Here is a 24,813-nt window from a genome sequence, read left to right on the forward strand (position 1 = left end):
GTGGCCAACCGCCCTCGCCGAGGCAGTCTTCACGCCGGGGCGGGGGCGCGTACAGGGCTCACACGAGCACGCCGTGCGGTCTGCCGTCGGGCAGCGCCCGGGCCCCGCCGGACCGGCGGCCGGGCGTGGACTTTTGGACCCCTCCACCGGTGGCGTTGTGGACCTGTCCCTGAGGTCCGGGGTGAGGGCAGCGTGGGCGGTATGGAGATACCTTCCGCTTCCTTGGCCCGGCTCGTCCCCGGCATGGTCGGGATGGCGCTGGTCGGCAGCAGCGTCAGCGTCTCGCGCACGCTCGTCGGCGCCCCGCTGTTCGGCACTCAGGCGGTCCGGTACGCGGCCGCGACCGTGATCCTCCTGGTCCTGGCGCGGCTCGCCGGTGTTCGCCCGGTGTGGCCGAGGGGCCGGGAGTGGCTGTGGCTGGCCGGGATCTCGGTCACCGGTCTGGTGCTGTTCAACGTGGCTGTGGTCCGGGGCGTCGGGCATGCAGAGCCCGCGGTGATCGCTGTGGCGGTCGCGTGCGTACCGGTGGTGCTCGGTGTGATCGGTCCGGTGCTGGAGCGGCGCAGGCCGAGCCGGCAGGTGCTGGGGGCGGCGCCTGTCGTCATGGCGGGCGCGGTGCTGGTGGAGGGTACGGGCCGCACCGATGCCGTAGGGGTGGCCTGGGCGGCACTGGCCCTGGGCTGCGAGGCCGCGTTCACGCTGCTCGCGGTGCCGGTACTGCGGCGGCACTCGCCGTGGGGAGTGTCCCTGCACGCGATGTGGATGGCGGCCGTGCTGCTGGCCGTGCTCGGCGGGGCGACCGAAGGGCCGTCGGCCGTACGGGAGTTGTCCGCGTCCCAGTGGGCGGCCGTCGGTTATCTGGCGCTGATGGTGACGGCGGTCGCCTTCGTGTTGTGGTACTCGACGGTTCGCGCTGCGGGAGCGGGGCGAGCGGGCCTGCTGACCGGTGTCGCGCCGCTTGCCGCGGCGGTCGTCGGCGCGGTCTCGGGCAGCGGCGCGCCGGGGCCGTCGGTGTGGCTGGGCATCACCGTGCTGATCCTCGGCCTGGTCGGTGGCCTGCGTCCAGGCGGCGTACGTGGCGGAGAGGCCGCGAGATCCACCCGTGCGGAATCCCCCCGTCAGCAAGTCCGGCATAAGTAGGGTGATATGCATGAAGGCACTTTTGTTGTCTGGTGGCTCAGGTACCCGTTTGCGCCCCATCACGCATACATCGGCGAAGCAACTTGTACCGGTCGCGAACAAACCGGTGCTGTTCTATGGCCTGGAAGCGATCGCCGAGGCGGGCATCACCCAGGTGGGGATCATCGTCGGGGACACCGCCGAGGAGATCCGGGAGGCGGTCGGCGACGGTTCCGCGTGGGAACTGGACGTCACGTACATCCCGCAGGCGGCGCCGCTGGGACTGGCGCACGCGGTGCTGATCGCCCATGAGTTCCTGGGCGACGACGACTTCGTGATGTACCTCGGTGACAACTTCGTCGTCGGGGGCATCACGGATCTGGTGGCCGCCTTCCGCCGCGAGCGCCCGGAGGCGCAGATCCTGTTGACGAAGGTGCCCGATCCGACCGCGTTCGGTGTGGCCGAGCTGGACGCGGCGGGCCAGGTGATCGGCCTGGAGGAGAAGCCCAGGCATCCCAAGAGCGAGCTCGCGCTGGTGGGCGTCTATCTGTTCTCCCCGGCGATCCACGAGGCCGTGCGCTCCATCCAGCCGTCCTGGCGCGGCGAGCTGGAGATCACGCATGCCATCCAGTGGCTGATCGACGCCGGCCGTGATGTGCGTTCCACGATCATCTCCGGGTACTGGAAGGACACCGGGAACGTCACCGACATGCTCGAGGTCAACCGCTCGGTCCTGGAGACCCTCGAACGCCGTATCGACGGCACGGTCGACGACGACAGCGAGATCATCGGCCGGGTGCGGATCGATGCCGGGGCGAAGGTCACCGGCAGCCGGATCGTGGGCCCGGTGGTCGTCGGCCCGAACACCGTGATCACCGACTCGTACGTCGGCCCCTTCACCTCGATCGCCGGGGACTGCCGGATCGACGACAGCGAGATCGAGTACTCGATCGTGCTGCGCGACTCCTCGATGAGCGGGGTGCGGCGGGTGGAGGCCTCCCTCATCGGGCGCAACGTCGAGGTGACGCCCGCACCCCGCAAGCCCGCCGCCCACCGTTTCGTCCTCGGAGACCACAGCAAGGTACAGATTTCGTCATGACGGCCCCTTCGTCGCCGGCTCGGCCGACCCGGATCCTGGTGACCGGCGGTGCCGGTTTCATCGGCTCGCACTACGTCCGTACGCTGCTCGGCCCGGCCGGCCCGGGTGAGGTGGCGGTCACGGTGCTGGACAAGCTCACCTACGCGGGCAATCCGGCCAATCTCGACGAGGTGCGGGATCACCCGGGATTCGCCTTCGTCCAGGGGGACATCTGTGACGCCGCGCTGGTCGACGAGCTGCTCGCCGGCCACGACCAGGTGGTCCACTTCGCCGCCGAGTCGCATGTGGACCGCTCGATTCTTGGCGCCGACGAGTTCGTCCGGACCAACGTCCTGGGCACCCAGACCCTGCTGGACGCGGCGCTGCGCCACGGAGGCGCGAAGACCTTCGTGCACATCTCCACCGACGAGGTGTACGGATCGATCGACTTCGGCTCCTGGCCGGAGACGGACCCGCTGCGCCCCAACTCCCCGTACGCCGCCTCCAAGGCATCGAGCGACCTGATCGCCCTCGCGCACCACCGTACCCATGGGCTCGACGTGCGGGTGACCCGCTGCTCCAACAACTACGGGCACCATCACTTCCCGGAGAAGGTCATCCCGCTGTTCATCACGAACCTGCTGGACGGCAAGAAGGTCCCGCTGTACGGCGACGGTGGCAACGTCCGGGACTGGCTGCACATCGACGACCATGTCCAGGGCATCGAGCTGGTGCGCACCAAGGGGCGAGCCGGTGAGGTCTACAACATCGGCGGCGGAACCGAGTTGACCAACAAGGAGCTGACCACTCTGCTGCTGGAGGCCTGCGGTGCGGACTGGGACGACAGCGTCGAGTACGTCGCCGATCGCAAGGGCCACGACCGCCGTTACTCCGTGGACTGCGCGAAGATCCGCGCCGAGCTCGGCTACGAGCCCCGCAAGGACTTCGCCACCGGCCTCGCGGAGACGGTCACTTGGTACCGGGAGAACCGTGCCTGGTGGGAGCCGCTGAAGGAGCGAGCGGCGCTCTGGTGCCGGATCCGCACTCCTTCGACCACGAGCAGGAAACCATGACCATCCCTTGGCTGATCACCGGCGCCGGCGGAGTGCTGGGACGGGATCTCCTCGCGCGGCTTCGGCAGGACGGCGAGCAGGCGGTCGGGCCGGCCCATGGCGTCAGTGACCTCACGGACGCCGACACGGTGGACGACATGATCGATGCGAACCGGTCCCGGAACGTGGCCGACCGCGCCGCCCGGTCGGCCGTCCACGACGCCGAGGCACGGGAGGCGGACGCCCTGCGGGTCGGCGGCGGACCCCGGCACCTCGCCGAGGCCCGCGCGGGCACCGGCGCCAGGCTGATCCAGGTCCCGACGGCACAGCGCAGCGCGTGCGGGCCCATCGAGCCGACCGGGGAACAGGCGCTACTGGCACGGCGCTCCCGGACGCGGGGTACGTCGTACGCACGGCCTGGCTGTGCCTCGCGGACCGGTTCGTACGGCTCAGGCAGCCCGTCCTCGCCGATGGGGCGCCCGCCGGGCTCCGGAACGACGCGAGCGGCGGGGAGACGACCTGGTTGGGCTGCGTTTCCGGCTCTCCTCAACGAGAAGAAAGGTTCCGCCTGGTGAACTTCAGGATCCAGCCGACCGCCCAGGTCGACGAGACGGCCACGATAGGTGACGGGACGACCGTATGGGACCTGGCCCAGATACGGGAGGATGCCCGGCTGGGCAGCGGGTGCATCGTGGGCCGGGGCGCGTACGTCGGCCCAGGGGTGCGGATCGGCGACAACGTGAAGCTCCAGAACTACGCGTTGGTCTACGAACCCGCCCAGCTCGGTGACGGGGTGTTCGTCGGTCCGGCGGCGGTGCTCACCAACGACTACTTCCCCCGTTCGGTGGACCCGCAGGGCCGCCTGAAGCGTGGCGGCGACTGGGAGGCCGTGGCGGTCGTGGTGGGCGAGGGAGCGTCCCTGGGGGCCCGTTCGGTGTGTGTGGCCCCGGTGCGCGTCGGTCGTTGGGCGCTGGTCGCGGCGGGTGCCGTGGTGACCCGGGACGTGCCGGACTTCGCGCTGGTGGCGGGAGTTCCGGCGCGCCGGATCGGCTGGGTCGGCCGGGCCGGCGTCCGGCTGGTCGAGCGGAAAGGGGAAACGGGCGTCTGGGAGTGCCCGGACACGGGGGCGCTGTACGACGAGAAGGACGGCGAACTCGCCGAGCGCGCATGACCGTTCGTCGTGCGCTCATGACTGCCGATTCTCCCAAAACGCCAATCCTCGAACACGTGCAGGCATAACATGTGTGCGAACTGTGCAGAGTGGGCACAGTGAGCGCACAAGCCAGTGCCCAGGGGGGGTTACCGGGTGAGCACAACCGTGTCCAAAACGGGGAGTGACGACGGCTTCGACGCCTGACGTCTGACGTTCCGACATCTGCCTTACGCCGCACGGCCATCCGCGACGCGGCGATCACGAGCCTGCGCAAAACGACCCACAGGGGGGTTGGTGTGCCCAAAAGATGACGACCACACGTCTGGCGGCGCTCGGTCGTGAGGAGCCGCCGCTGCTCGCGCTCGCCCGGCGACTGCTCACGGTCGCCGAGTCGGGGCTTCCGTCGATGCTGCTCCCCGGAGGTGAGGCCTTCGCCTTCACCATGGCCGGGCGGCAGACCCCCGATGGTTCCTGGACCCTGGAGCGGCGCGGGACCAGCACCCGCTACGCGGCCATCACGGCGCTGGGGGCCCAGTTCCTGCCCGAGGACCGCCAGCGCGCGGTGCTCGGCGGGCGCACCGCCGAGGAGTTCACGGGACTGCTGGTCGAGTCACTGCCCGGGGTCGCCAACCTCGGTGACGCGGCGCTCATCGCCTGGGCCGCCGCCGAGACGGGACATCCCAAGCTGTCCGACGCTCTCGCGCGGGTCGAAGCCCTGGACGAGCAGGACCGGCCGCAGTACACCGTCGAGGCCGCCTGGGTGCTGTCCGCCCTCGCTGCGGCCCGCGACACGGTCGACGTGGAGAGACGTTTCGCCGCGGCCCGCGACCGTCTGCTGCGGGCCCGGATCGGCGACAGCCCGCTGTTCCCGCACGCCACCGCACCCGGCCTGGTGCCCTGGTACCGGGCGCACGTGAGCTGCTTCGCCGACCAGACGTATCCGCTGCAGGCGCTGGCCCGCGCCCACGCGAGCAGCGAGGGGGACGGCGATCCCGAGGCGCTGGCCGCGGCCGAGGCGTGCGCGGCGCGCATCTGCCGGCTGCAGGGCGACGGCGGGCAGTGGTGGTGGCACTACGACGCGCGCACCGGCGGTGTCGTGGAGGGCTACCCCGTCTACAGCGTCCACCAGCACGCGATGGCGCCGACCGCACTGTTCGATCTCGCCGACGCCGGCGGCACCGACTTCGGCGCGTCGGTCCGCAAGGGCCTGCGCTGGATGACGGACGTACCCGAACTGGCCGAACACCCGGAACACCGCGAGTCGTTGATCCTGGACGAGCTCGGCACCACCTGGCGCAAGGTCTACCGGGGCGACCCGAAGAAGGCCGTACGCGCCGCCCGGGGACTCGGCACCCGAGTGGCGCCGAACCTGCGCCTGAAGTCCCTGGACCGGATGTACCGGCCCCTCGCCGTGGACCGCGAATGCCGGCCGTACGAGTTCGGCTGGATGCTCCACGCCTGGCAGGGGGGCGGCATATGAGCGGGCGTCGGTCCCTCTTCGGCGTCGAGCTGGACCCGCTGACGATGGACGAGACCGTGCGGCGCTGCCTCGAGGCGGTCCGGGACGGCAGGCAGCTCGAGATCGGGGTGGTCAACGCCGCGAAGCTGGTGAACATGCGGCGGGACCCCCGGCTCGCCCGGGCCGTGGCCGGCTGCGATCTCGTCCTCGCCGACGGACAGGCCGTGGTCTGGGCCGGCCGGATCTTGCGCGCACCGCTGCCCGAACGGGTGGCCGGCATCGACCTGTTCCTACGGCTGCTGGCCGAGGCGGAGTCGGCGGGCATGTCGGTGTACTTCCTCGGCGCCAGACAGGAAGTCCTTCAGGAGATGCTGCGCCGGGTGGCCGACCGCTTCCCCCGCCTGAAAGTGGCCGGCAGCCGGCACGGCTATTTCGACGACTCCCAGCAGGAGCCGATAGCGGACGGGATCGCCCGAAGCGGCGCCCACATGCTGTTCCTCGGCATGACCTCGCCCAAGAAGGAGATCTTCACCGCCGCCTACGGCGCGCGCACCGGCGCCCGGGTCGTCCACGGAGTCGGCGGCTCCTTCGACATCCTGGCCGGGGTCACCAGACGCGCCCCCGGGTCCTGGCAGCGGTGGGGACTGGAGTGGCTCTACCGCGCACTGCAGGAGCCGCGCCGTCTGGGCCGGCGCTATCTCACCACCAATGCTGCCTTCGTCCTCATGACGGCGCGAGAGTTCATCCGGCTCAACCCGTCGACCGCTCCCGCGAACAGGAGTCACTGATGCGCGTCGTCGTGGTTGGACAGGGATACGTCGGCCTGCCACTGGCCATCCGTGCCGCCGAGGTCGGCCACGAGGTGATCGGCTACGACGTCGACTCCCGCCGGGTGAAGAGCCTTTCCGCCGGTGAGTCCTTCGTCGAGGACGTCTCCTCCGAGCGGATCCGCGCGGCACTGGACAGCGGTGCCTACCGCGCGAGCGAGTCGGCGCGCGACTGCGGCGGTTTCGACGTCGCCGTCGTGACCGTACCGACGCCGCTGCACGAGGGCACCCCCGACCTGCGCTACATCAAGGAGTCGGCGGTCACCCTCGCCCGCTACCTGCGTCCCGGAGCCACCGTCGTCCTGGAGTCGACCACGTATCCCGGCACCACCCAGGAGCTGTTCGCCCCGATCCTGGAGGACGGCTCGGGCCTCACCGCCGGCAGCGACTTCCACCTCGGCTACAGCCCCGAACGGATCGACCCCGGCAACGATGTCTGGGGCTTCAAGGAGACCCCGAAAGTCGTGTCCGGCGTCGACGCTGCATCGCTCAAGGCCGTTCAGGACTTCTACGCAGGGCTCGTCGACACCACCGTGCCGGTGAGCTCGCCGAAGGAGGCCGAACTCGCCAAACTGCTGGAGAACACCTTCCGTCATGTGAACATCGCGCTGGTCAACGAGATCGCGATGTTCGCCCACCACCTGGACATCGACGTCTGGCAGGCCATCGACGCGGCCTCCACCAAGCCCTTCGGCTTCATGAGGTTCACCCCCGGACCGGGCGTCGGCGGCCACTGCCTGCCGATCGACCCCTCGTACCTGTCCTGGCGGGTGCAGCGCGAACTCGGCCAGAGCTTCCGCTTCGTGGAGCTGGCCAACGACATCAACAACCACATGCCCGAGTACGTGGCACGCCGTATCGGCGACCTGTTCAACGCAAGACGCCGCTCCGTGAACGGCTCGAGCATCCTGCTGCTCGGCCTGGCGTACAAGAAGAACACCGGCGACGCCCGCGAGTCGCCCGCCCTGCGCATATCGCAACTCCTGCTGGACATGGGGGCCCAGGTCAAGGCTGCGGACCCGCACGTCGTGGAGGGCCTGCCGGTGGACACCCGCCTGGTGCGGGTCGAACCGACGGCGCAGGAGCTGGCGGCCGCCGACGTGGTGGTGCTGCTCGCCGACCACGACAGCTTCGACTACGAACTCGTCGCCGCGCACGCCCCGTTCGTCCTCGACTGCCGTCGACGGCTGCCGGCCGGACCCACGATCGAGGTGCTCTGAGCCATGCCACGAGTCGTCTGCGTCGCCGGGGCGCGCCCCAACTACATGAAGATCAAACCGGTGATGGACGCCCTGGAACGCCGGGGTGCGGACGTGGTCCTCGTCCACACCGGTCAGCACTACGACCCGGCCATGAACGACGTGTTCTTCGCCGACCTCGGCATCCGGCCGCCCGACCGCTTCCTCGGGGTCGGGTCCGGCACCCACGCCGAGCAGACCGGACGCGTGATGACCGCGTTCGAGCCCCTGCTCGGCGAGGTCCGCCCGGACATCGTCGTGGTGGTCGGCGACATCAACTCGACCCTGGCCTGCGCCGTGGTCACCGCCAAGGCCGGACCGCTGCTGGCCCATGTCGAGGCGGGCCTGCGCAGCCGCGACTGGGGCATGCCGGAGGAGGTCAACCGCGTCGTCACCGACCGCGTCAGCGACTTCCTGCTGGCCCCTTCACCCGACGCCGCCGACAACCTGCGCGCGGAAGGGTACCGGGAGGACCAGATCCACCTCGTCGGCAATGTCATGATCGATACGCTGCTGGCCAACCTGGCACGGGCCAGGACCTCGGACGTCGTCAGCCGGTACGGCCTGACCGCGGGCGAGTACGGCCTGGTCACCCTGCACCGCCCCGCCAACGTGGACGACCCCGAGGTCCTCGGCGGGCTCCTGAAGGCCTTGGGCGAGATCGCCGGCCGCTGCCCGCTGCTGCTGCCCGTGCACCCGCGCGCAGCGCGGCGGCTGGCCGACATCGGCGTCCCCGGAGGCGTCCAACTCGTGCCGCCGGCCGGGTACCTGGACTTCATCGCCCTGCAGGACTCCGCCCGGCTCGTGCTGACCGACTCGGGCGGCGTGCAGGAGGAGACCACCGCGCTGGGCGTGCCGTGCGTGACGCTGCGGGACAACACCGAGCGGCCCGTCACCGTCGAGCAGGGCACCAATGTGCTGGCCGGCCGGGATCCGGCACGCATCGTGACCACTGTGCACCGGGTGCTGGACGATCCGCCCGCGCCGCGTCGGCCCGAGCTGTGGGACGGGCGCGCGAGCGACCGCATCGCCGACGTGCTGCTGGCAGGAGGCACCGCGAGCACGCGGCCCAGGCCCACCGGCCAAACGCTCCCCATATGATCCGCTTGCAACATATGCTCGTCGAACGTCGGTTCGCGAGGGGGAACCATGGACCTGGCTGAGATCTTCCGTGTCATGCGCAGGCGCTGGTACGTTCTGCTGCCCGGACTGCTGCTGACCGCCGGTCTGATCGTCGGCGTGGCCCTGATGGTTCCGGTCACCTACCAGTCGCAGAGCACGGTGGTGCTGCTGAACTCCCAGAAGGCCACCGTCGCCTACGACGGCAACCCCTTCCTGAGCTCCCAGACCTCGCTCACCGGGATGGCCGACAGCCTGGCCCGTAACCTCAACTCCGACGGCTCCGTCCGGGACCTCAAGTCCCGTGGCGCCTCGGGCACGTTCGCGGCCAAGCTCGCCGACAATGCGCAGGGACCGCTCCTCTGGCTCACCGTCACCGGCACCGACAAGGCCGCCGTCCTCGCCTCGGACAAGATCCTGACCGCGTACGCCAGGGAACGGCTGGACCTGTTCCAGAAGCAGCAGTCGGTCGCACCGAAGGCCATGATCCGCATGACGACCATCGTGCCCCCGCAGAACCCGGTGGCGCAGACGAAGACCCGGATCGAGTACCTGGTCATGGCCGGGTGCCTGGGGCTGGTGCTGAGCCTGGTCGCCGTCTTCTACGTGGAGGCGCGCAAGAGGCCGCACAAGCCCGGACCGGAGCAGGAGACGACCGCCCCGGCCCCCTCGGCCGGGGAACCCGTGGTGGACGAGACGCTCGCCATCCGGCGGCCGCCGAGTTGGTCACGGCCCGCCGAGGACCGGGCGGCCGCCGCAGAGCCCACAGCGCCACGGCCCGTCATGGCCGGGGCGTCCGCCGCAGAGCCGCTCGACGAGGAGCCGACTCATGGACACCGCCCGCGCTCCGGAGAGCGAGACCGGTGAGACGAGCGACACCCCCGCTCCTCCCCCATCCCCGGTCGCCAACTCCCTTGAACGAAAGGTCCGTTCGGCTGCCCGGTGGAGCCTGATCAACACCGTCTTCCTGCGCCTGGGCACCTTCGCGACCGGCATCGTGCTGGCCCGCTTCGCCCTGGGCCCCGCTCAGTGGGGCGTGTACGGCATCGCCCAGACCGTGCTGCTGGTCCTGCTCTCCGCGAACGAACTGGGTGTGGGCCTGGCCATCGTGCGCTGGGAGGGGGACGCACGGCGGTTCGCTCCGACCGTGCTCACCCTCAGCACCCTCTCCAGCGGCCTGCTGTACGTGGCGCTGTTCGCGGCGGCACCGACGGTGGCCGACCTGCTCGGCTCACCGGACGCCACCGCCGTACTGCGTGTGATGTGCCTGTGCGTGGTGATCGACGGGGTGGCCCAGGTGCCCGGCGGATTCCTCACCCGGGAGTTCGCCCAGGGCAGGCGGATGATCATCGACGGCCTCAACTTCGTGCTCGGCACCGCGGTGACGCTGCTGCTCGCCTTCGCGGGCTGGGGTGCGATGAGCTTCGCCTGGGGAGCCGTGGTGGGCAACGTCGTGACGCTGATCGGCTGCCGGCTGGCCGCACCGGGCACCCTGAGATACGGCTGGGACGCCGGGCAGGCCAGGGCGCTGCTGCGGTTCGGGCTTCCGCTGGCGGGGGCGAGCCTGCTGGCCCTGGCGGTGGTCAACGTCGACACCATGGTGGTGGGCGCGACGCTGGGCAATGTGTCCCTGGGCTTCTACGTCCTCGCCTTCAACATCTCCGGCTGGCCGGTGCGGATCATCTCCGAGGCCGCCCGCCGGGTCTCCTTCGCCGGGTTCTCCCGTCTGGCGGAGTCGCCGCAGGCGCTCGCCCAGGGCTTCAGCCGTGCCCTGGGCGTGGTGATCACCGGCACCGTCCCGCTGTGCGTCCTGCTGGCCGGCCTCGCGGAGCCGGTCATCCAGCTGGTCTACGGCAGCCGGTGGACCCCTGCCGCCGCGGCGCTGCCCTGGCTGATGGCCCTCGGCCTGATCCGCATCGGCAGTGAACTCGCCTACGACTGTCTGGTGGCGACCGGACAGCGCCGTTCGCTCTTCCTGGTGCAGGGACTGTGGCTGGTGGCCCTGATCCCGGTGCTGCTCGTCGCCGCCCGTCTGAACGGCATCGTCGGAGTCTCCCAGGGCCATGTCCTGGTCGCAGGCGGCCTGGTGGTGCCCGTGTTCCTGATCGCCCTCGGCCGTGGCGGCATCGGCGTCGGCCGGATCGCCAGGGCCTGCGCCTGGCCCTTCCTCGGCGGGGCCGTGATGGGCGCGATCGTCCTCGGCCTGGAGCGCCCGCTCGGCGACGGACGGCTCGCGCTCCTCGCCATCGGCACGGCGGCGCTGGCCGCCTACACGGTGTGCGTCCTGCCCAGCCGCGACTTCCTGCGCGGTGCCGACCGCGGCGCCCGGTCCCACCGCGCCCGGCACCGGGCGACCGTACCGGTTCCGTCCAACCAACAGGACATGGGGTGAGCCGGATGTCACGGCGTATCAGCCGGAGCTCGCTCGCGGGGCCGCTGCTCGCGGCCTTACTCGCGGTCGGGGGCGCGGGCTGCTCGGGCTCGGCCCGGTCCGCGTCGCCGGGCTGCCCCGACGACGCACCGACATGTCCGGCGAGGGTGTCGTCGACGTCGCCGAGCGCCACGCGGCAGTCCGCGGTCGGCGGGACGTCAGAAGAGCCCGCCGGCACACCGACCCCGACCGGCAAGGCCGACGTGAGCAGTTCCCCGGGCCGATCCCCGGCCACGACCGCGTGCGCCTCCCCCGGCGCCTGCGGCTTCCCCGACGCCCGCAGCACCGGCCCCCGCGTCTCCCTCGAGCCCCACAAGACCGGCTACCTGGCCGTCCGTACCAATGGGCTCGTCATCCGCGGCTGGGACATCACCGGCTCGCTCGACATCTACGCGAACGACGTCACCGTCATCGACACGAAGATCACCTCGGACAACTGGTGGGGCATCAACCTGCGCCCCGGTTACCACGGTCTGCGGGTCCTGCACTCCACCATCACGGCCGTGCCCGGAAAGGGGCCCGACAACGGCGGCGTGGACTACGCGGTGTCGAACATGGGCGGCAGTTCCATCGAGGTCGGCTGGTGCGACGTCTCCGTGTTCGGTGACGCCCTGTCGATGGGGCAGGGCGATCTGCACGACAACTACGTCCACGACATCGTCCCGTTCGTCAACCAGGGCGGCGAGTGGCAGCACACCGACGCGGTCATCAGCGGCGGCGGCAACACCGGGCAGCTGATCGTCCGCCACAACACGCTGCTGAACCCGACCGGCCTCCAGCAGGGGGCCTCGGGAAGCGTCGGCCTGTTCGCCGACACCGGAGTGGTCCGCAATGTCACCGTCGACCACAACTGGATCGCCGGCGGTGCGTACGCCCTGTACGGCGGCGACAAGGGCGCCACCGGGATCAAGGTCACCGACAACATCTTCTCGACCCAGTACCACCCCGCCTCCGGCGGCTACGGCACGGTCGCCCACTGGAACGCCGGCGGCACCGGCAACGTGTGGCGGAACAACCGGATGTCCGACGGCCGCCCGATCCAGCCCGAGCCGTCCCCGTGAGCCGGCCGCACCGCCAGGAGGGAACCACATGATGCGTCGTGTCGCGCGGGCGCCCTGGACGCTGCTCAAGGCCGCGTTCGGCTGGCTGGTGCTCTTCGAGGCCAGGAACAAGATCCTGCTGGCTCCCACCGCGGTGCGGCTGCGCCGGGTGGAGGACGCCGAGACCCGACGGCTGGCCGCCCGCCTGCCTTCCCCGCCCTCGGCACTGGTCGCGACCGTGATCGCCACCCACCGGCGCCCCGAGGCGCTGCGTGCCGCGGTGCGCTCGGCCCTGGAGCAGACCGTCCGCGACCAGGTCGTCATCGTGGTCGACGACGGCGCCGGGCTGCCCGAACTCCCCGAGGACCCACGGCTGTTCGCCGTATCGCTGGCACGCAACACCGGCGTGGCGGGCGTCGTGCGCAACGTGGGCATCCGCCTCACCCGCTCGCGGTACGTGGCGTTCCTGGACGACGACAACCTGTGGGAACCCGACCATCTGGAGCGGACCTTGGCGGTCCTGGAGTCCCCCGACGGGCCCGACGGCGTCTACACGGCGCTGCGGCGCGTCCTGCCGGACGGCAGTGAGAAGGACGTGCTGTCGGTGCCCTACGACCGGCGCCGGGCCGCTCGCGAGTCCTTCCTGGACACCAACGCCTTCGTCGCCCGCCGCACCCGCTCCCTGCGCTTCAGCCGCCTGCGCCGGACCCCGGAGGTGCTGCCCCGCGAGGACTGGGAGCTGATCCGCCGGTACGGCCGCAGGCACCGGGTGCGCCATGTGCCGCACCCCACCGTCCGGTACCTGGTGAACCCGGCCAGCTTCTACACCCAGTGGCAACGGCCCAGTTGAAGCGGCCGCCGACTCCGCAGGCCTCAGCTCCCCTTCCGCTCCGATGACAGGTGGTTGATCCCGTGCCCCGCTCCCGCGCCCTCAGAAACAGGTTCGTCGACGCGCCCGGCTCGCTGGGCGAACGACTCCGCGTCGCCCGCTGGGAACGGTTCCGGCGCTGCTTCCCCGGCATCGAGAACATGAGTGTGGTGGACCTGGGCGGGACGGCCGAGATGTGGCTGCGCGCACCGGTGCGCGCCAAGCACGTCCACCTGATCAACCTGGAGGAACACCCGGCCGAGCTGCCCGACTGGATCACCGCGGAGAACGCCGACGTCACCGACCCGGCGGTCGCCGCCGCACTGAGCGGCCACGGCGGCTACGACCTGGTCTTCTCCAACTCGACCATCGAGCATGTGGGCGGCCACAGCCAGCGCCGCAGGTTCGTTGCCGCCGTCGAGCAACTGGCGCCGCTGCACTGGATCCAGACGCCCTACCGCTACTTCCCCGTCGAACCGCACTTCGTTGCACCCGGTTTCCAGTTCCTGCCGCTGGCCGCCCGGGCACGCCTGGTACGGCACTGGCCGCTCGTCCACAGCCGCCCCGACAGCCCGGAGTCGGCGATGAACGCCGTGATCAACATCGAGCTGCTGACCCGCGCCGAGATGCGCTACCTGTTCCCCCGGTCGGCGCTGCTCAGCGAGCGGGTGCTCGGTGCCCCGAAGTCGCTCATCGCCGTACGGACGGAGCCCGCATGCTGAACAACCTCGTCAACAGACACGACGCGGACCGGCTGCTGCGCAAGGTGCGCAAGCTGGACCTGGAGCCGGTGCTGGCCAAGCTGCGGGTGCGCGGTGGCGCGCGGGTGGTCCAGCACTGGTCCCGGGTCGACCCGTCCCTGACCGAGTGGTGGGCGATACCGGCGGTCATCAAGCGGTGGAACCTGCTGATGACCGGCGACGCGGACACGTCCTTTCCCGAGTACGTGGCCGCCAAGCACTTCGCGCCGCGCACCGATCTGCGCGGCCTGTCCCTGGGGTGCGGCACCGGCGGGAACGAGCTGCTGTGGGCGAAGACGGGCGCGTTCTCGCTCCTGGCGGGCGTGGATGTGGCGCCGGAGCGGATCGGCTTCGCCACCCGCGCCGCCGCCGAGCACGGTCTCGCCGACGTCCTGCGCTTCCGAGTCACCGACGTCAATCAAATGACCAGCGACGGGGAACGCTTCGACGTACTGCTGGGCCTGCAGTCGCTGCACCACTTCGACAAGCTGGACGAGACCCTGCCTCGGCTGTCCCAGCTGATCGAACCCGACGGGATGTTCGTGATCGACGAGTTCGTCGGCCCCACCCGGTTCCAGTGGACCGACGCCCAACTGGATGCGGCGAACGCGCTGCTGGCACAGCTGCCCGAGGAACGCCGGCGCATGGCCGACGGCCGGATCAAGCGCCGTGTCGTGCGGCCCAGCAGGCTGTCGATGGTGCTGGACGACCCCTCGGAGGCGGTCGACGCGGCAGCGCTGCTGCCGGGACTGCGGCGCGAGTTCGACGTTGTCGAGGAGCGGCCGTACGGGGGCACGGTGCTGCACATCGCGTTCTCCGGGATCGCGCACAACTTCCGTGACGGCGAGCCGGAGACGCGGGAGTTGCTGGAGCGGTGTTTCGCGGCTGAGGACGCCGCGTTGCCGGAGGTGGGGCATGACTTCGTCGCCATGGTGTGCCGGCCGAGGAGCGTTGGCTGACGGCGGCGCGGGAAGTGCCACGGTTTCCCGTCGGCCGTCTGCGGCGCCGTCCGGGTTTGTCGCGCCCACGCGGCGGAGCCGCACATCGATACAGCCCCGCGCCCCTTCGGGGCGCGTCCGCATCGGGTTCGCAGTCACGCCCCCGGCGTCGTACGCAGGGCGCCCGGTCGAGAGAGCGCGGCCGCTGCCGCCCGGCTCGCCGGGCGGCCGAGCACTGCGCGTGAGGTCTCCCTGAGCAGGACGGCGGCGCGGAAGGCAGCTGTGGCGAGGGGGCCGTGCCTACGCCGGTACAGGCGGACTCGGTTGAGGGTCAGGAGCGTCCAGAGGCGGGGCGACACCTGGGAGTCGCCCCCCAGGTGAACGGCCTCGGCCGTCGGGTCCAGCTGTGTGGCGTAGCCCAGGTCCCGCGCCCGCAGGCAGTACTCGGTCTCCTCCGAGTAGAGGAAGAAGGACTCGTCCCACGGACCGCAAGCGGTCAGGCACTCCCCCGAGAGGGCCATGAGCGCGCCGGTCGCCCAGTCCGCGCGCGTGGGCCGCCGGTACACGGCGGGGTCGGTGACGAGCTCGCTCAGGCGCGGGAAGCGCCCGGCCCGGCGGTTGCCGATCACGGCCTCGCCGAGGGCGCGGAGCACGCTCGACTCGCGGCGCAGTGAGTAGTGGGGCGTGTCATGGCCGTCCTCGTACAGAAGGGGTACGGCGATGCCCACGCCGTCGCCGAGCGAGTCGACGAGCCGTTTGGCGCAGCCCTGCCGCATCCGGATGTCGGGGTTGCAGACGAGAGCGGCCCCGAAGTCACCGGCGGCACGCAGCGCCGCGTTGATGCCCGCGGCGTACCCGGCGTTGCGGCCGGTCTGGACGACGGTGGCATCGGGGGCCAGCGTGCGCAGGACCTCGACGGTGTCGTCGGCGGAGTCGTTGTCGGCCACGACCAGCCGCCAGTCGAGGCCGGCCATGCCGTCCGGGAGCGCGGCGAGGAACCCGGGGAGCACCGAGGCGCTGTTCCAGGTGACGACGATGACGGCGACGGTGCTCATCGGGACTCCACGAGTTGGGGGAGTTGGGCTTCGGATGCCTTGCGAGGGGACGGGACGGCGGGCACAGCCGCCTCGCGGCGGATGAAGCCGAGGTAGCTGCCGCCGGCACCCAGGCTCAGGAAGAACATCCCGGCGTACATGGGGAAGCTGAGTGCGTCGAAGGTGGCGCTGATGACCAGGGCGACCAGAGCCGAGGCGAGGAAGGCCTGACCGAGCTCGCGGTCCGATTCGGTGCGGGCGAGCCGGCGGATGGCACCGCCCTGGTGGATCCCGGTGACGAACAGCACGAGCAGCGCGGCCAGCCCCACGACGCCCATCTCGGCCAGGGTCAGCATGTACTGGTTGTCGGTGAAGAAGTACAGGTCGGGGGTGAAGGTGCCGAACCCGCGTCCGAACCAGGGGCGTTCGCCGAGATAGGGGACGATCGCGCCGTACTTCACGGTGCGTGCCTGGGTGCTGCTGTCGGAGTTGGACAGGAAAGTGGCGAACAGGTTGGTGATGGTGCCGATCAGCCCCGGGATGATCACCTTGAAGCCGGCCACCGAACCCAGGATCAGCCCGATCGCGGCCCAGCGCCGCCGCGGCTTCCAGCGGGGCACCATCACCAGGATCACGATGAAGGCGCCGATGATGGACGTCCTGGACACGGTCAGCGGCAGTGCGCCGGCCATGATCGCCACCGGGGCCCAGCGGCGCAGCGCGCCTGCGTGCCGGCGCACCGGATCGAAGGCCTGGTGGACGGCGAAGGGAACCAGGATGGCCAGCATGCCGCCGAATTCCAGCGGGTGGGCCGTGGTGGAGCGCGGACGGGTGAACGAGCCGCGGTCCATGGCGCTGATCCCGGCGGTGCTCGAGTGCAGGCCGGGGACGTGGATGGAGTCGGCGATGTTGGTCCCGGCGAAGAAGTCGTAGTAGCCGATCAGGGCGACCACCGTGCCCAGGACGACCAGCCGCCGCATCAGGGTCTCCAGCCGGCTGCGCTCCTGGATGCCGGCCGAGGCCAGCACCACCAGCGCCACCCACACCGCGAGCCCGATGAGTCCCCGGTCGGCCCCCAGGACCTCCTCGTGCGCGCTGTCGCGTGTCGCGTCCGCGAGATACGACAGCAGCACCGCGGCGGCGAGCACACACATCACCACGCGGGGCAGCCTGGTGCCCGGCGCCGGAAGGATGCGGCCGCCGAGCCAGGTGGCGAGGTACCACAGAAGTCCCAGCAGGGCGAAGACGTTGGCCGGGGTGCCGACGCCGCCGAGGGCGGGCAGGGTGAGGTTCGAGGGGACGAAGAAGGCCAGCACCAGATAGCCGGTGAGGATCGTCGTGGCGTCCAGCCTCCGCACCAGCAGCCCCCTGGGCGCCCGCTCGGGGGGACGGGCGCGATGGCGCCGGGGTACGTATCCGGCCCGGGCACGGCCCCGGCGGCGGACCACCGCGACGCCTTCGGCCAGGATGGACAGCAGGAACGCGCTGACGAACCCGACGATGACGACGGCCGCGACGTCCTGGTAGCGGCTCTTCGACTGCGAGACCGGTGTCTGCGGCAGGACGACCGGCGCGGTCTGCACCACGTACGTCGCCGGCACCTTGGACGCGGCCTGCAGGGCCTTCAGCTGTTCCCCCGCGAAACCGGTGAGGGTGGTGGTCTCCCGGAGCACCTTCGCCCGGTCGGTTCCGCTGACGCTCAGGGTGAGCAGCGGGCTGTCGGCGTCCGGTGCGAAACCGACCGTGTACCGGTCCGTGACGCCGCGGGAGTGCAGTTCCTTGGCCGAGTCGCCGGACTGGAGCGTCCTGATCAGCACGTCGGCCGTGACGACCAGCGAACCGCCCGCGTTCGACAGGGGGTTGCCGAAGGTCGGCGCCAGCTCGGCGACCGCCCTGGAGTCGAGCAGCGTGACGGAGCTCTGCGACTCGTAGGACACCGGGATGGTCCGGTACAGATACCCGCCCGCGAGCAGACTGAGCAGGGTGAGGGGCACCATGAAGTACCAGCGCCTGCGCATGATCGACAAAAGGTCGCCGAGGCTCATGAGCACCTCCCCGGCACACGTGATCCGGTGGCACCTTGCCCCGGTTCCTGCGAGTATCGGGGCCGACGGAAGGAATCCCCGTGTCGCCTCGTGATGTCGCCGAAGCGCTTCTCCGCCGCTGGTACGTGCTGGTGCTCGCGCTGCTGCTGACGGCCGCCGGAGCCTACAAGGTGCTGCACCCGGCCCCGCAGTACCTCAGTTCGGCGGTGGTGGTCCTCAAGCCGCCGGTGACAGGGAACCAGCCGAACCAGCTGACGAACCTTCAACCACCGCTCGCCACCCTCTCGTACGGGGTCATCCAGCAGCTCGAGTCTCCCGCCGGGCGCAAGGAGCTGAACGCCGCTGGCGTGCACGGGACGTACCAGCTGATCCCGCGCAACAGCGGCACCAGCGCGACGCCGCGCTATCTCATCCCCTCGGTGCAGGTGCAGGCACAGCGGAGCGAGGCCGTCGAGGCCGACACGGCGGTCCGACGGGTCATCGACGCCTACACCCGGCATGTGACGGGGCTGCAGGACGCGCAGGGAGTCGCGCCCGCGGCGCGGATCAGCGCATCCGTCCTGGTCGCCCCGAGCGCCGCCCCGGTGCAGGGCACCCGGACCCGTGCCCTGGCGGGTACGGCGCTGCTCGGCGCAATCACCGGGATCCTGGGCGCCCTGTGGTCCGACCAGTACGCGCTGCGCCGCAGGGGCAGGAAGGGGACCTCCCCGGACCCCCGCCGCCAGGCCGACAAGCTTCCAGTGGCGGGCTGAGTCTCGCCTGGACATCAGATACCGCGGCGCTTCCACGACTCCCACCACAGCCACTCCCGCCCGCGCTCGGCCACCGCCGACCACACCAGCGGCTGCAGATACGGCATGGCCTTCGGGCCGATGCGTCTGCGCAGCCGCAGTGCGCGGTACTCGGGCAGCGCCGCGTATCCCGGCAGGCACTCCTCGGCGAACGCCACGCATGCGTCGACCGGTACGACTCCGGTACGGCCCCGGTCGTAGGCCCGGTAGGCGCGGCGCAGGGCGTGGCGCGCGAGGCGGGTGCGGACCTGCTCGGCCAGGCGGTCGGCCTGGGGCAGCCGGTCGGCGCATTTGGCGAGCACCGAGTCGAAGGCCACCAGGCGCTGGCGCAGGTCGTCGAGCTGACCGCCGAAGTCGGTGGTGGACATGTTCTTGCCGTGCACGCGGTAGAAGGCCTGGTCGGCGCCGCGGATGTAGCCGACGTCGGCGTGTGCGGCGAGCCGCATCCACATCTCGATGTCGCCGGCGTGGGGAAGCTTCGGGTCATAGCCGCCGACCGTGCGCTGGAGGCCGGTACGGACGACGACCTCCGGCGAGGTGATGCACCCGGTGCCCTCGCGGAAGCGCCGCTCCAGCCACCACTGCCCGGGGTAGACGACCGATCCGGTGCTCCGCGTACGGGCCCGTGGCAGCGGTCCGCCGTGCTGGAAGCGCAGCGGGCGCCCGTAGGCGAACCCCGCCTCGGGGTGGGCGTCCAGGAGTGCGGCGGCCCGGACCAGCGCGCCGGGGACCAGCCGGTCGTCGGCGGAGAGCAGGGCGACGTAGTCGCCGTCGGCCCATTCCAGGAGGCCCTCGTTGTAGGTGGCGATGTGGCCCTTGTTGGTCTCGTGGACGCGGACCTCGATACGCGGGTCGGCGGCGGCCAGTTTGTGCGCGACCTCGGCCGAGTCGTCGGGTGAGGCGTCGTCGATGATGAGCACCCGGACGTCGACGCCGCTTTGCTCGTCCAGGACACTGCTGACGCAGTCGGCGAGGAAGTGGCCGTACTTGTAGCAGGGGATGACAACACTGACGGTGCTCATCGATGGGCAAGCCAATCCCCGGGGCGGCCTCCGAGTGGCAGGAGACCGCCCGCGGTGCGTTCGGGTCGGTCAGTTCTTCTTCTTGTGGACGGTCTTGCTGGTCAGGGTCCAGCTGCGGGACGTCACCGTGTGGCGGTGCTTGTCCCGGGCCGTGACCGCGATGGTGAATCGTGTGCCGTCGGGCAGCGGGGCGGACAGGTGGACGGACACCTCGTGGGTCTTCCGGTCGTAGGAGACGACGGCCGTGACGTGGAGCTTCCTCGCAGCCCCGGAACCGCGCAGGATCGTCACCGTCGCCTGGACGGAGGACACCGCGGCCTTGTCGGGCACGGTCATGACGAGGGCGCTCGCCGCGTCGGCGGTGTGCGTCACCGAGGACGTGGTCGCCTCCGAGGCGGTGGCGGTCGACAGGGACGCGCTCGGGTTGTCGGCGGTGAAGACGGGGCCCACCCAGTAGTTCGCGGATCCGTAGGAACCGGTGGGGAAGGCCGAGTCGGTGCCGTACTTGTAGAGCCCGTTGTGGTGCGTGGTGGAGTCGGCGGTCGCCGTGAGCGGATAGGACTGGTGGGCCGCCGCGAAGTAGCCGCCGTCCACCGCGTAGTTGCCCTTCGGCGCATGGTAGGAGACGACGTACGGGGTGCCGGCGGTGATCGCCACCGGAGTGGCGAAGGTCAGGGTCTGCCAGCCGGAGGCCGTCTCGCCCGTGAAGGTGCCGCTGGCGAGCAGCGTGCCGCCGTCGGACCACAGGCTGCCGGTGTGGGTGCCCGTGTTGCCGGTGCCCTTGTAGAAGGTGACGCCGGTGACCCAGCCGTCCGCCGAGGAGGTGAACCGGGTGCCCAGCTCCACGGAGTTGGGGTCGCCGGTCATGTCGGTGGTGGCCGGTACGGTGCCGGAGTTCCAGAGCGTGCAGGGGCAGGTCACCGCGGGCGGGGTGGAGCTGGTGGTGAAGGACCACGTCACCGGGTCCGCCATGGCGTTGCCCCACAGGTCGGAGGCCTGTACGGAGGCGGTGTACGTGGTGTTCAGCGCCAGCTGCGTCGACGGGGTGAAGGTGGCCTTGTTCGACGCGGGGAGTGTTGTGCTCCCCGGCACGGTGCTGCCGTCCGGGCCCTTCAGGGTGAACGTGAGGCTGTCGGCGTCGACGGCCGAGCTGAAGGTGGCCGACACCGGTGCCGTGATCGACACGCCGGTCGCACCGGACGTCGGGGAGGTCGAGCTGACGGTGGGCGGGGTGGTACTGGCCGTCGAGGTGTCCAGCACCACGTCGACCCAGTAGTTGCTGCCGGAGGACTGCGAGGACGGGAAGGCGCTCGTCGAGCCGTAGTGGTAGACGCCGTTGCCGCCGTCGGCGCCGGATTTCAGTGCCGTGAGCGGGGCGAGGCCGGCGTCGCTGTCGTTGAAGTAGCCGCCGTCGTAGGAGTATCCGCCGTTGGGGGCGAAGTACGAGGCGACGTAGGTGGTGTTGGCCTTGACGGGCACCGGGGTGGCGAAGTTCAGCTGCTGCCAGCCGGAGGCCGTCTCGCCCGTGAAGGTGCCGGTGGCCAGGCGGGTGCCGGAGGCGGTCCACAGGCTGCCAGTGTGGGTTCCGGTGTTGACGGGGGACTTGTAGAAACGGACGCCGGTGACCGAACCGGTCACCGTGGTACGGAACTTGACACCGAGTTCCACGGAGCCGCCGTCGCCCCCGTTGACGGTGCCGGGCACGGCCGAGGCCGGCCAGATGGTGCACGGGCAGCTCTGGGGGCCGACGGTCAGCGGAACGGTGGTGACGGCGCCGATGTTCACGCTGTCGTCGACCGCGCGCACCTTGACCGATGCCGGGCCCGGGGTCGTCGGGGTCCAGCTGTAGCTCCAGGACGCGAGGCCACTGGCGGCCTTCCAGGTCGTTCCGCCGTCCGTGGAGACCTCCACGCGGGCCACCACGCCGCCGGAGTCGGTGGCGGTGCCCTTGATGGTGACCGGTTTCAGCGCCGGGACGGTCACCCCGGAGGCCGGGTTCGTCACCGTGACGGCCGGTCCTGTGGTGTCGGTGGAGGCCGTCGCGGCGACGAGGTTGCTCTGCCGGGTCGCCGGCTGAACGCCCATGTCGGCGAGGATGTTCACCGTCGCCTGCTGCATCCGGGAGTCCTCGGTGACCACCGTGTCCGCCGGGTTGCTCGCCGGGACGTTGGTCAGGCCCCACGACCACTGCACGGTCCCCGCCCCGAACACCAGGGCCCCGGAGTCCTGGTCACGGAACTCGACGAGATTGTGCGTCGCCGTTCCGTTGCCGTAGATGTTGCCCCAGTCCATGCGGAGCTTGCCGTCGTTGACGTCCACCGTGGTGGACGACACGTCGATCGCCCCGGCGGGCCGGGTGCTGTTGTCGATGTCGCTGTCCCACTCGTAGCCGAGGGTGCCCGTCGGAAACGTCGCGGTCTGACCGGAGCCGAGGCCCGCGACGGAGGTGTTGCGCCAGATCCGGTTCCTGCCGTACGAGCCGGGGACGGTGATGGCGTCGCTGCGGTAACCGTTCACCTGGAACATCGAGCCGGTGAGGATGTTCGGCGGCTGGTAGGTCTGGCCGTACTGGGTGCTGGTCGGGTCCATCCAGGTGCCGGTCCAGACGCCGCTGGGGTCGGCGACGCCGTTGTTCTGCGCCATCTTGGTCATCTTGTAGCAGACCAGGGTCCGGTCCGCCGTGCTCGTACCGTCGATGCTCGGCGCCAGACGGGTCTTCCAGAAGACCTCGTTGCCGCTGAAGAAGGCCTCCCGGACGCCCGCCTTCCGGGCCGCCAGCACGTTGGAGTACTGGCTCTGCGTCCAGTACTCGTCATGGCCGGACGACATGTACACCTTGTGCTTCTTCAGCAGAGTGGCACCATTGGCGGAGGAAACGTCCACGCCGGACAGGTAGCTGACGTCGTAGCCGTTGCGCTCCAGCCAGGCCAGCATCATGTACTCGGAGCCGTAGATGCCGTTGTCGCCGCCGATGTCCAGGGGCCGGTTGTAACTGACCTCGTAGGCGCGGCCGTCCGGCGCAGGCCCCGCGCCGCCGTACAGATCCTGGCCGCCGTAGTCGTTGTAGGCCTGCCAGGTCTGGTCGCTGGTCTGCACGACCATGTCGGAGGTACTGGAGTCGTTGCGGACCACGAACGGGTACGGCATCAGGCCGTTGCCATCGGTCTGGTCCAGGTTCGCGACGTACAAGCCGGACACGGCGCCACTGGGCACCGTCCAGCTCGCGGTCACGGGCCAGTTGCCGCAGTCGACCAGCCCGGTGCTGTTCTTGGTGGTGCAACTGGCGGGCTTGGTGGCGTAGTTGGCCGGGTAGGTCACCGCCGCCTGGGCCGCGGTCGACATCTCGCGGGCGCCGTCGCCGCCGTACCAGCCCAGCCGGTAGATCTCGATGTGGTACGGGACCGGCGACTGGACCTTGAACTGGACGGTGTCCCCGGCCTGGACGCTCTCCTTGGTGGTGAAGCCCTTGATGCCGCCGTAGGCGTTGGGCGCGAACCAGTCGGACATCGGGGTGCCCGGCTTGGAGTTCTCGCAGACGATCGGGTTCGAGCCCGTGCCGCAGGGGTCGGAGGCCGCCTGCGCGGTCACGGCCTGCGGGAGCACCGCTCCTGTCAATGCCACCACGACGGCGAGGCGGACGCCCCGGATCCGTCTGCTCCATCTGTTCATGTGTACCTCTCAGCGGTGCTGTGCAGGACCGACCGGTGCGGTCGGGTGGAGCGCGTGAAGCCGGTGACCGGTCAGCCGCGGAGAGCGTGGGCGAGCGTGTCCACGACGCGCTGCTGCTGGTCGGGAGTGATCTGCGGGTAGAGCGGGAGCGACAGGATCCGGTCCGCCGCCTTCTCGGCGTGGGGGAAGTCGCCCCGTGTGTGACCGAGATGGCGGTACGCCGGCGTGAGGTGGACGGGGGCCGGATAGTGCACTCCCGCGCCGATGCCCTCGGCGTTCAGCTTGCCCACGACGTCGTCGCGGTCCGCACCGGCGACCTGGACGACGTAGAGGTGCCATACGTGGACGTTGCCGGCTGCCGTCGTGGGGAGCACGACGCGTCCGGCGTCCGCGAGGTCGCCGAGCAGCGCGTCGTAGCGGGCCGCTGCCGCGCGCCGGGCCGCGTTGCCGTCCGCCAGTCGCGCCAGCTTCGCGCGCAGGACGACGGCCTGCAGCCCGTCCAGGCGGCTGTTGAACCCCGGCACGTCGTGGCGGTACTTGGCGACGCCACCGTGGTTCGCGATCGCGCGCACCAGACCGGCCAGTTCCTCGTCGTCCGTCAGCACCGCGCCGGCGTCGCCGTACGCACCCAGGTTCTTGCCCGGGTAGAAGCTGGTGGCCGCGATGCCGGCGCTGCCGGGCGTCCGGCCGTCGCGGGTGGCGCCCTGGCACTGAGCGGCGTCCTCGACGACCCGTACCCGATCGGGCAGTTGGCCGGTCAGCGTCGTCACGTCCGCCATCTGCCCGTACAGGTGCACGGGTACGACCGCGCGGGTGGCCGGGCCGACCGCGTCCAGCGCGGCCTGGGGGTCGAGGAGGTGGCTGTCGGGCAGGCAGTCCGCGAGGACCGGCCGGGCGCCGATCCTGGCCACCGCGCCGACCGTGGCGATGAAGGTGTTGGCGGGCACCACGACCTCGTCGCCGGGGCGGACCCCGCTCGCGCGCAGGGCGAGTTCGACCGCGTCGGTGCCGTTGGCGACGCCCACGCAGTGCGGGATGCCGCCGAACTCGGCGTATGCACGCTCGAATCGACGGACCTCGTCGCCGCCGACGAACGCGGTGTTGGCCAGGACCCGGTCGAAACCGGCCCGTACCTCGTCGGCGACCTCCTCGTGGGCCGCCTTGAGGTCCACGAGCGGAATCTGGTTCAT

Annotated in this window: 21 protein-coding genes; 16 read left to right on the plus strand and 5 right to left on the minus strand. The window is 70.8% G+C overall.

The window, feature by feature from the left end; translation table 11 throughout:
* The first annotated feature begins 201 nt into the window (after window positions 1–201).
* The 15 genes from FB563_RS32565 to FB563_RS32635 all read left to right on the plus strand — a co-directional run bounded on the left by FB563_RS32565 (window position 202) and on the right by FB563_RS32635 (window position 15,083).
* Window positions 202–1,140, plus strand: a complete 939-nt coding sequence (locus FB563_RS32565) for a DMT family transporter (RefSeq protein WP_079048502.1) — start codon at window positions 202–204, stop codon at window positions 1,138–1,140.
* A gap of 10 nt (window positions 1,141–1,150) precedes the next feature.
* On the plus strand, window positions 1,151–2,218 hold the full coding sequence (locus FB563_RS32570) for a glucose-1-phosphate thymidylyltransferase (protein ID WP_055703826.1): 1,068 nt from the start codon (window positions 1,151–1,153) through the stop codon (window positions 2,216–2,218).
* Complete coding sequence (gene rfbB, locus FB563_RS32575; protein ID WP_055703827.1) at window positions 2,215–3,270, plus strand: dTDP-glucose 4,6-dehydratase; 1,056 nt, start codon at window positions 2,215–2,217, stop codon at window positions 3,268–3,270. The genes FB563_RS32570 and rfbB overlap by 4 nt, the downstream gene beginning before the upstream one ends.
* Entirely contained in the window at window positions 3,267–3,824 is a 558-nt protein-coding gene (locus FB563_RS32580; protein WP_142219129.1) for a sugar nucleotide-binding protein, read from the plus strand. Before rfbB ends, FB563_RS32580 begins: the two co-directional genes overlap by 4 nt.
* Window positions 3,821–4,420, plus strand: coding sequence for an acyltransferase (locus FB563_RS32585; protein ID WP_055703829.1), 600 nt, complete (start codon window positions 3,821–3,823; stop codon window positions 4,418–4,420). The genes FB563_RS32580 and FB563_RS32585 overlap by 4 nt, the downstream gene beginning before the upstream one ends.
* 289 nt (window positions 4,421–4,709) lie before the next feature.
* A complete protein-coding gene (locus tag FB563_RS32590) occupies window positions 4,710–5,882 on the plus strand; it encodes a hypothetical protein (RefSeq protein WP_055703830.1) in 1,173 nt (390 codons plus the stop codon).
* Window positions 5,879–6,649: a WecB/TagA/CpsF family glycosyltransferase gene (locus FB563_RS32595; RefSeq protein ID WP_055703831.1), complete on the plus strand. Its 771-nt coding sequence runs from the start codon at window positions 5,879–5,881 to the stop codon at window positions 6,647–6,649. The genes FB563_RS32590 and FB563_RS32595 overlap by 4 nt, the downstream gene beginning before the upstream one ends.
* Entirely contained in the window at window positions 6,649–7,908 is a 1,260-nt protein-coding gene (locus tag FB563_RS32600) for a nucleotide sugar dehydrogenase (RefSeq protein WP_055703832.1), read from the plus strand. Before FB563_RS32595 ends, FB563_RS32600 begins: the two co-directional genes overlap by 1 nt.
* A gap of 3 nt (window positions 7,909–7,911) precedes the next feature.
* Window positions 7,912–9,027, plus strand: a complete 1,116-nt coding sequence (wecB, locus tag FB563_RS32605) for a non-hydrolyzing UDP-N-acetylglucosamine 2-epimerase (RefSeq protein ID WP_055703833.1) — start codon at window positions 7,912–7,914, stop codon at window positions 9,025–9,027.
* 48 nt (window positions 9,028–9,075) lie between these two features.
* A complete protein-coding gene (locus FB563_RS32610) occupies window positions 9,076–9,912 on the plus strand; it encodes a YveK family protein (protein ID WP_055703834.1) in 837 nt (278 codons plus the stop codon).
* Window positions 9,875–11,437 carry an oligosaccharide flippase family protein gene (locus FB563_RS32615; RefSeq protein ID WP_055703835.1) on the plus strand — a complete coding sequence of 521 codons (1,563 nt, stop codon included), beginning with the start codon at window positions 9,875–9,877 and terminating at the stop codon, window positions 11,435–11,437. The genes FB563_RS32610 and FB563_RS32615 overlap by 38 nt, the downstream gene beginning before the upstream one ends.
* A gap of 242 nt (window positions 11,438–11,679) precedes the next feature.
* Entirely contained in the window at window positions 11,680–12,537 is an 858-nt protein-coding gene (locus tag FB563_RS32620; RefSeq protein ID WP_234357557.1) for a hypothetical protein, read from the plus strand.
* 28 nt (window positions 12,538–12,565) lie between these two features.
* Window positions 12,566–13,366, plus strand: a complete 801-nt coding sequence (locus tag FB563_RS32625; RefSeq protein ID WP_234357558.1) for a glycosyltransferase family 2 protein — start codon at window positions 12,566–12,568, stop codon at window positions 13,364–13,366.
* Between the two features lie 62 nt (window positions 13,367–13,428).
* Window positions 13,429–14,106, plus strand: coding sequence for a class I SAM-dependent methyltransferase (locus tag FB563_RS32630; RefSeq protein ID WP_079048503.1), 678 nt, complete (start codon window positions 13,429–13,431; stop codon window positions 14,104–14,106).
* Window positions 14,100–15,083 (plus strand): SAM-dependent methyltransferase, encoded by a 984-nt coding sequence (locus tag FB563_RS32635; protein ID WP_055703837.1) that lies wholly within the window; start codon window positions 14,100–14,102, stop codon window positions 15,081–15,083. The genes FB563_RS32630 and FB563_RS32635 overlap by 7 nt, the downstream gene beginning before the upstream one ends.
* A gap of 134 nt (window positions 15,084–15,217) precedes the next feature.
* Here the strand turns inward: FB563_RS32635 and FB563_RS32640 are convergent, their stop codons facing one another.
* Both FB563_RS32640 and FB563_RS32645 read right to left on the minus strand, forming a co-directional pair.
* On the minus strand, window positions 15,218–16,117 hold the full coding sequence (locus tag FB563_RS32640) for a glycosyltransferase family 2 protein (protein ID WP_055703838.1): 900 nt from the start codon (window positions 16,115–16,117) through the stop codon (window positions 15,218–15,220).
* Window positions 16,114–18,141, minus strand: a complete 2,028-nt coding sequence (locus tag FB563_RS32645) for an O-antigen ligase family protein (protein ID WP_055703839.1) — start codon at window positions 18,139–18,141, stop codon at window positions 16,114–16,116. The genes FB563_RS32640 and FB563_RS32645 overlap by 4 nt, the downstream gene beginning before the upstream one ends.
* 80 nt (window positions 18,142–18,221) lie before the next feature.
* Between FB563_RS32645 and FB563_RS32650 the strand changes: the two genes are divergently transcribed.
* Window positions 18,222–18,893 (plus strand): hypothetical protein, encoded by a 672-nt coding sequence (locus FB563_RS32650; protein ID WP_055703840.1) that lies wholly within the window; start codon window positions 18,222–18,224, stop codon window positions 18,891–18,893.
* A gap of 14 nt (window positions 18,894–18,907) precedes the next feature.
* On the opposite strand, the gene FB563_RS32655 is transcribed toward FB563_RS32650, so the two are convergent.
* From FB563_RS32655 to FB563_RS32665, 3 genes are all read right to left on the minus strand, one after another.
* Window positions 18,908–19,954, minus strand: coding sequence for a glycosyltransferase family 2 protein (locus FB563_RS32655; RefSeq protein WP_055703841.1), 1,047 nt, complete (start codon window positions 19,952–19,954; stop codon window positions 18,908–18,910).
* A gap of 69 nt (window positions 19,955–20,023) precedes the next feature.
* The gene (locus FB563_RS32660; RefSeq protein ID WP_055703842.1) at window positions 20,024–23,623 is read right to left on the minus strand and encodes a DUF4082 domain-containing protein; all 3,600 of its coding nucleotides are present in this window, start codon (window positions 23,621–23,623) and stop codon (window positions 20,024–20,026) included.
* A 71-nt stretch (window positions 23,624–23,694) separates the two neighbouring features.
* Window positions 23,695–24,813, minus strand: coding sequence for a DegT/DnrJ/EryC1/StrS family aminotransferase (locus FB563_RS32665; protein ID WP_055703843.1), 1,119 nt, complete (start codon window positions 24,811–24,813; stop codon window positions 23,695–23,697).

It is taken from the genome of Streptomyces puniciscabiei (genome assembly GCF_006715785.1).
Lineage (GTDB): Bacteria > Actinomycetota > Actinomycetes > Streptomycetales > Streptomycetaceae > Streptomyces > Streptomyces puniciscabiei.

Coding starts and splice junctions, on each gene's coding strand:
- FB563_RS32655 (WP_055703841.1), bottom strand. CDS start 19,954: ATGAGCACCGTCAGTGTTGTCATCCCCTGCTACAAGTACGGCCACTTC.
- FB563_RS32665 (WP_055703843.1), bottom strand. CDS start 24,813: ATGAACCAGATTCCGCTCGTGGACCTCAAGGCGGCCCACGAGGAGGTC.
- FB563_RS32600 (WP_055703832.1), top strand. CDS start 6,649: ATGCGCGTCGTCGTGGTTGGACAGGGATACGTCGGCCTGCCACTGGCC.
- FB563_RS32615 (WP_055703835.1), top strand. CDS start 9,875: ATGGACACCGCCCGCGCTCCGGAGAGCGAGACCGGTGAGACGAGCGAC.
- FB563_RS32595 (WP_055703831.1), top strand. CDS start 5,879: ATGAGCGGGCGTCGGTCCCTCTTCGGCGTCGAGCTGGACCCGCTGACG.
- FB563_RS32635 (WP_055703837.1), top strand. CDS start 14,100: ATGCTGAACAACCTCGTCAACAGACACGACGCGGACCGGCTGCTGCGC.
- FB563_RS32580 (WP_142219129.1), top strand. CDS start 3,267: ATGACCATCCCTTGGCTGATCACCGGCGCCGGCGGAGTGCTGGGACGG.
- wecB (WP_055703833.1), top strand. CDS start 7,912: ATGCCACGAGTCGTCTGCGTCGCCGGGGCGCGCCCCAACTACATGAAG.
- FB563_RS32660 (WP_055703842.1), bottom strand. CDS start 23,623: ATGAACAGATGGAGCAGACGGATCCGGGGCGTCCGCCTCGCCGTCGTG.
- FB563_RS32645 (WP_055703839.1), bottom strand. CDS start 18,141: ATGAGCCTCGGCGACCTTTTGTCGATCATGCGCAGGCGCTGGTACTTC.
- FB563_RS32570 (WP_055703826.1), top strand. CDS start 1,151: ATGAAGGCACTTTTGTTGTCTGGTGGCTCAGGTACCCGTTTGCGCCCC.
- rfbB (WP_055703827.1), top strand. CDS start 2,215: ATGACGGCCCCTTCGTCGCCGGCTCGGCCGACCCGGATCCTGGTGACC.
- FB563_RS32640 (WP_055703838.1), bottom strand. CDS start 16,117: ATGAGCACCGTCGCCGTCATCGTCGTCACCTGGAACAGCGCCTCGGTG.
- FB563_RS32625 (WP_234357558.1), top strand. CDS start 12,566: ATGATGCGTCGTGTCGCGCGGGCGCCCTGGACGCTGCTCAAGGCCGCG.
- FB563_RS32565 (WP_079048502.1), top strand. CDS start 202: ATGGAGATACCTTCCGCTTCCTTGGCCCGGCTCGTCCCCGGCATGGTC.
- FB563_RS32610 (WP_055703834.1), top strand. CDS start 9,076: ATGGACCTGGCTGAGATCTTCCGTGTCATGCGCAGGCGCTGGTACGTT.
- FB563_RS32590 (WP_055703830.1), top strand. CDS start 4,710: ATGACGACCACACGTCTGGCGGCGCTCGGTCGTGAGGAGCCGCCGCTG.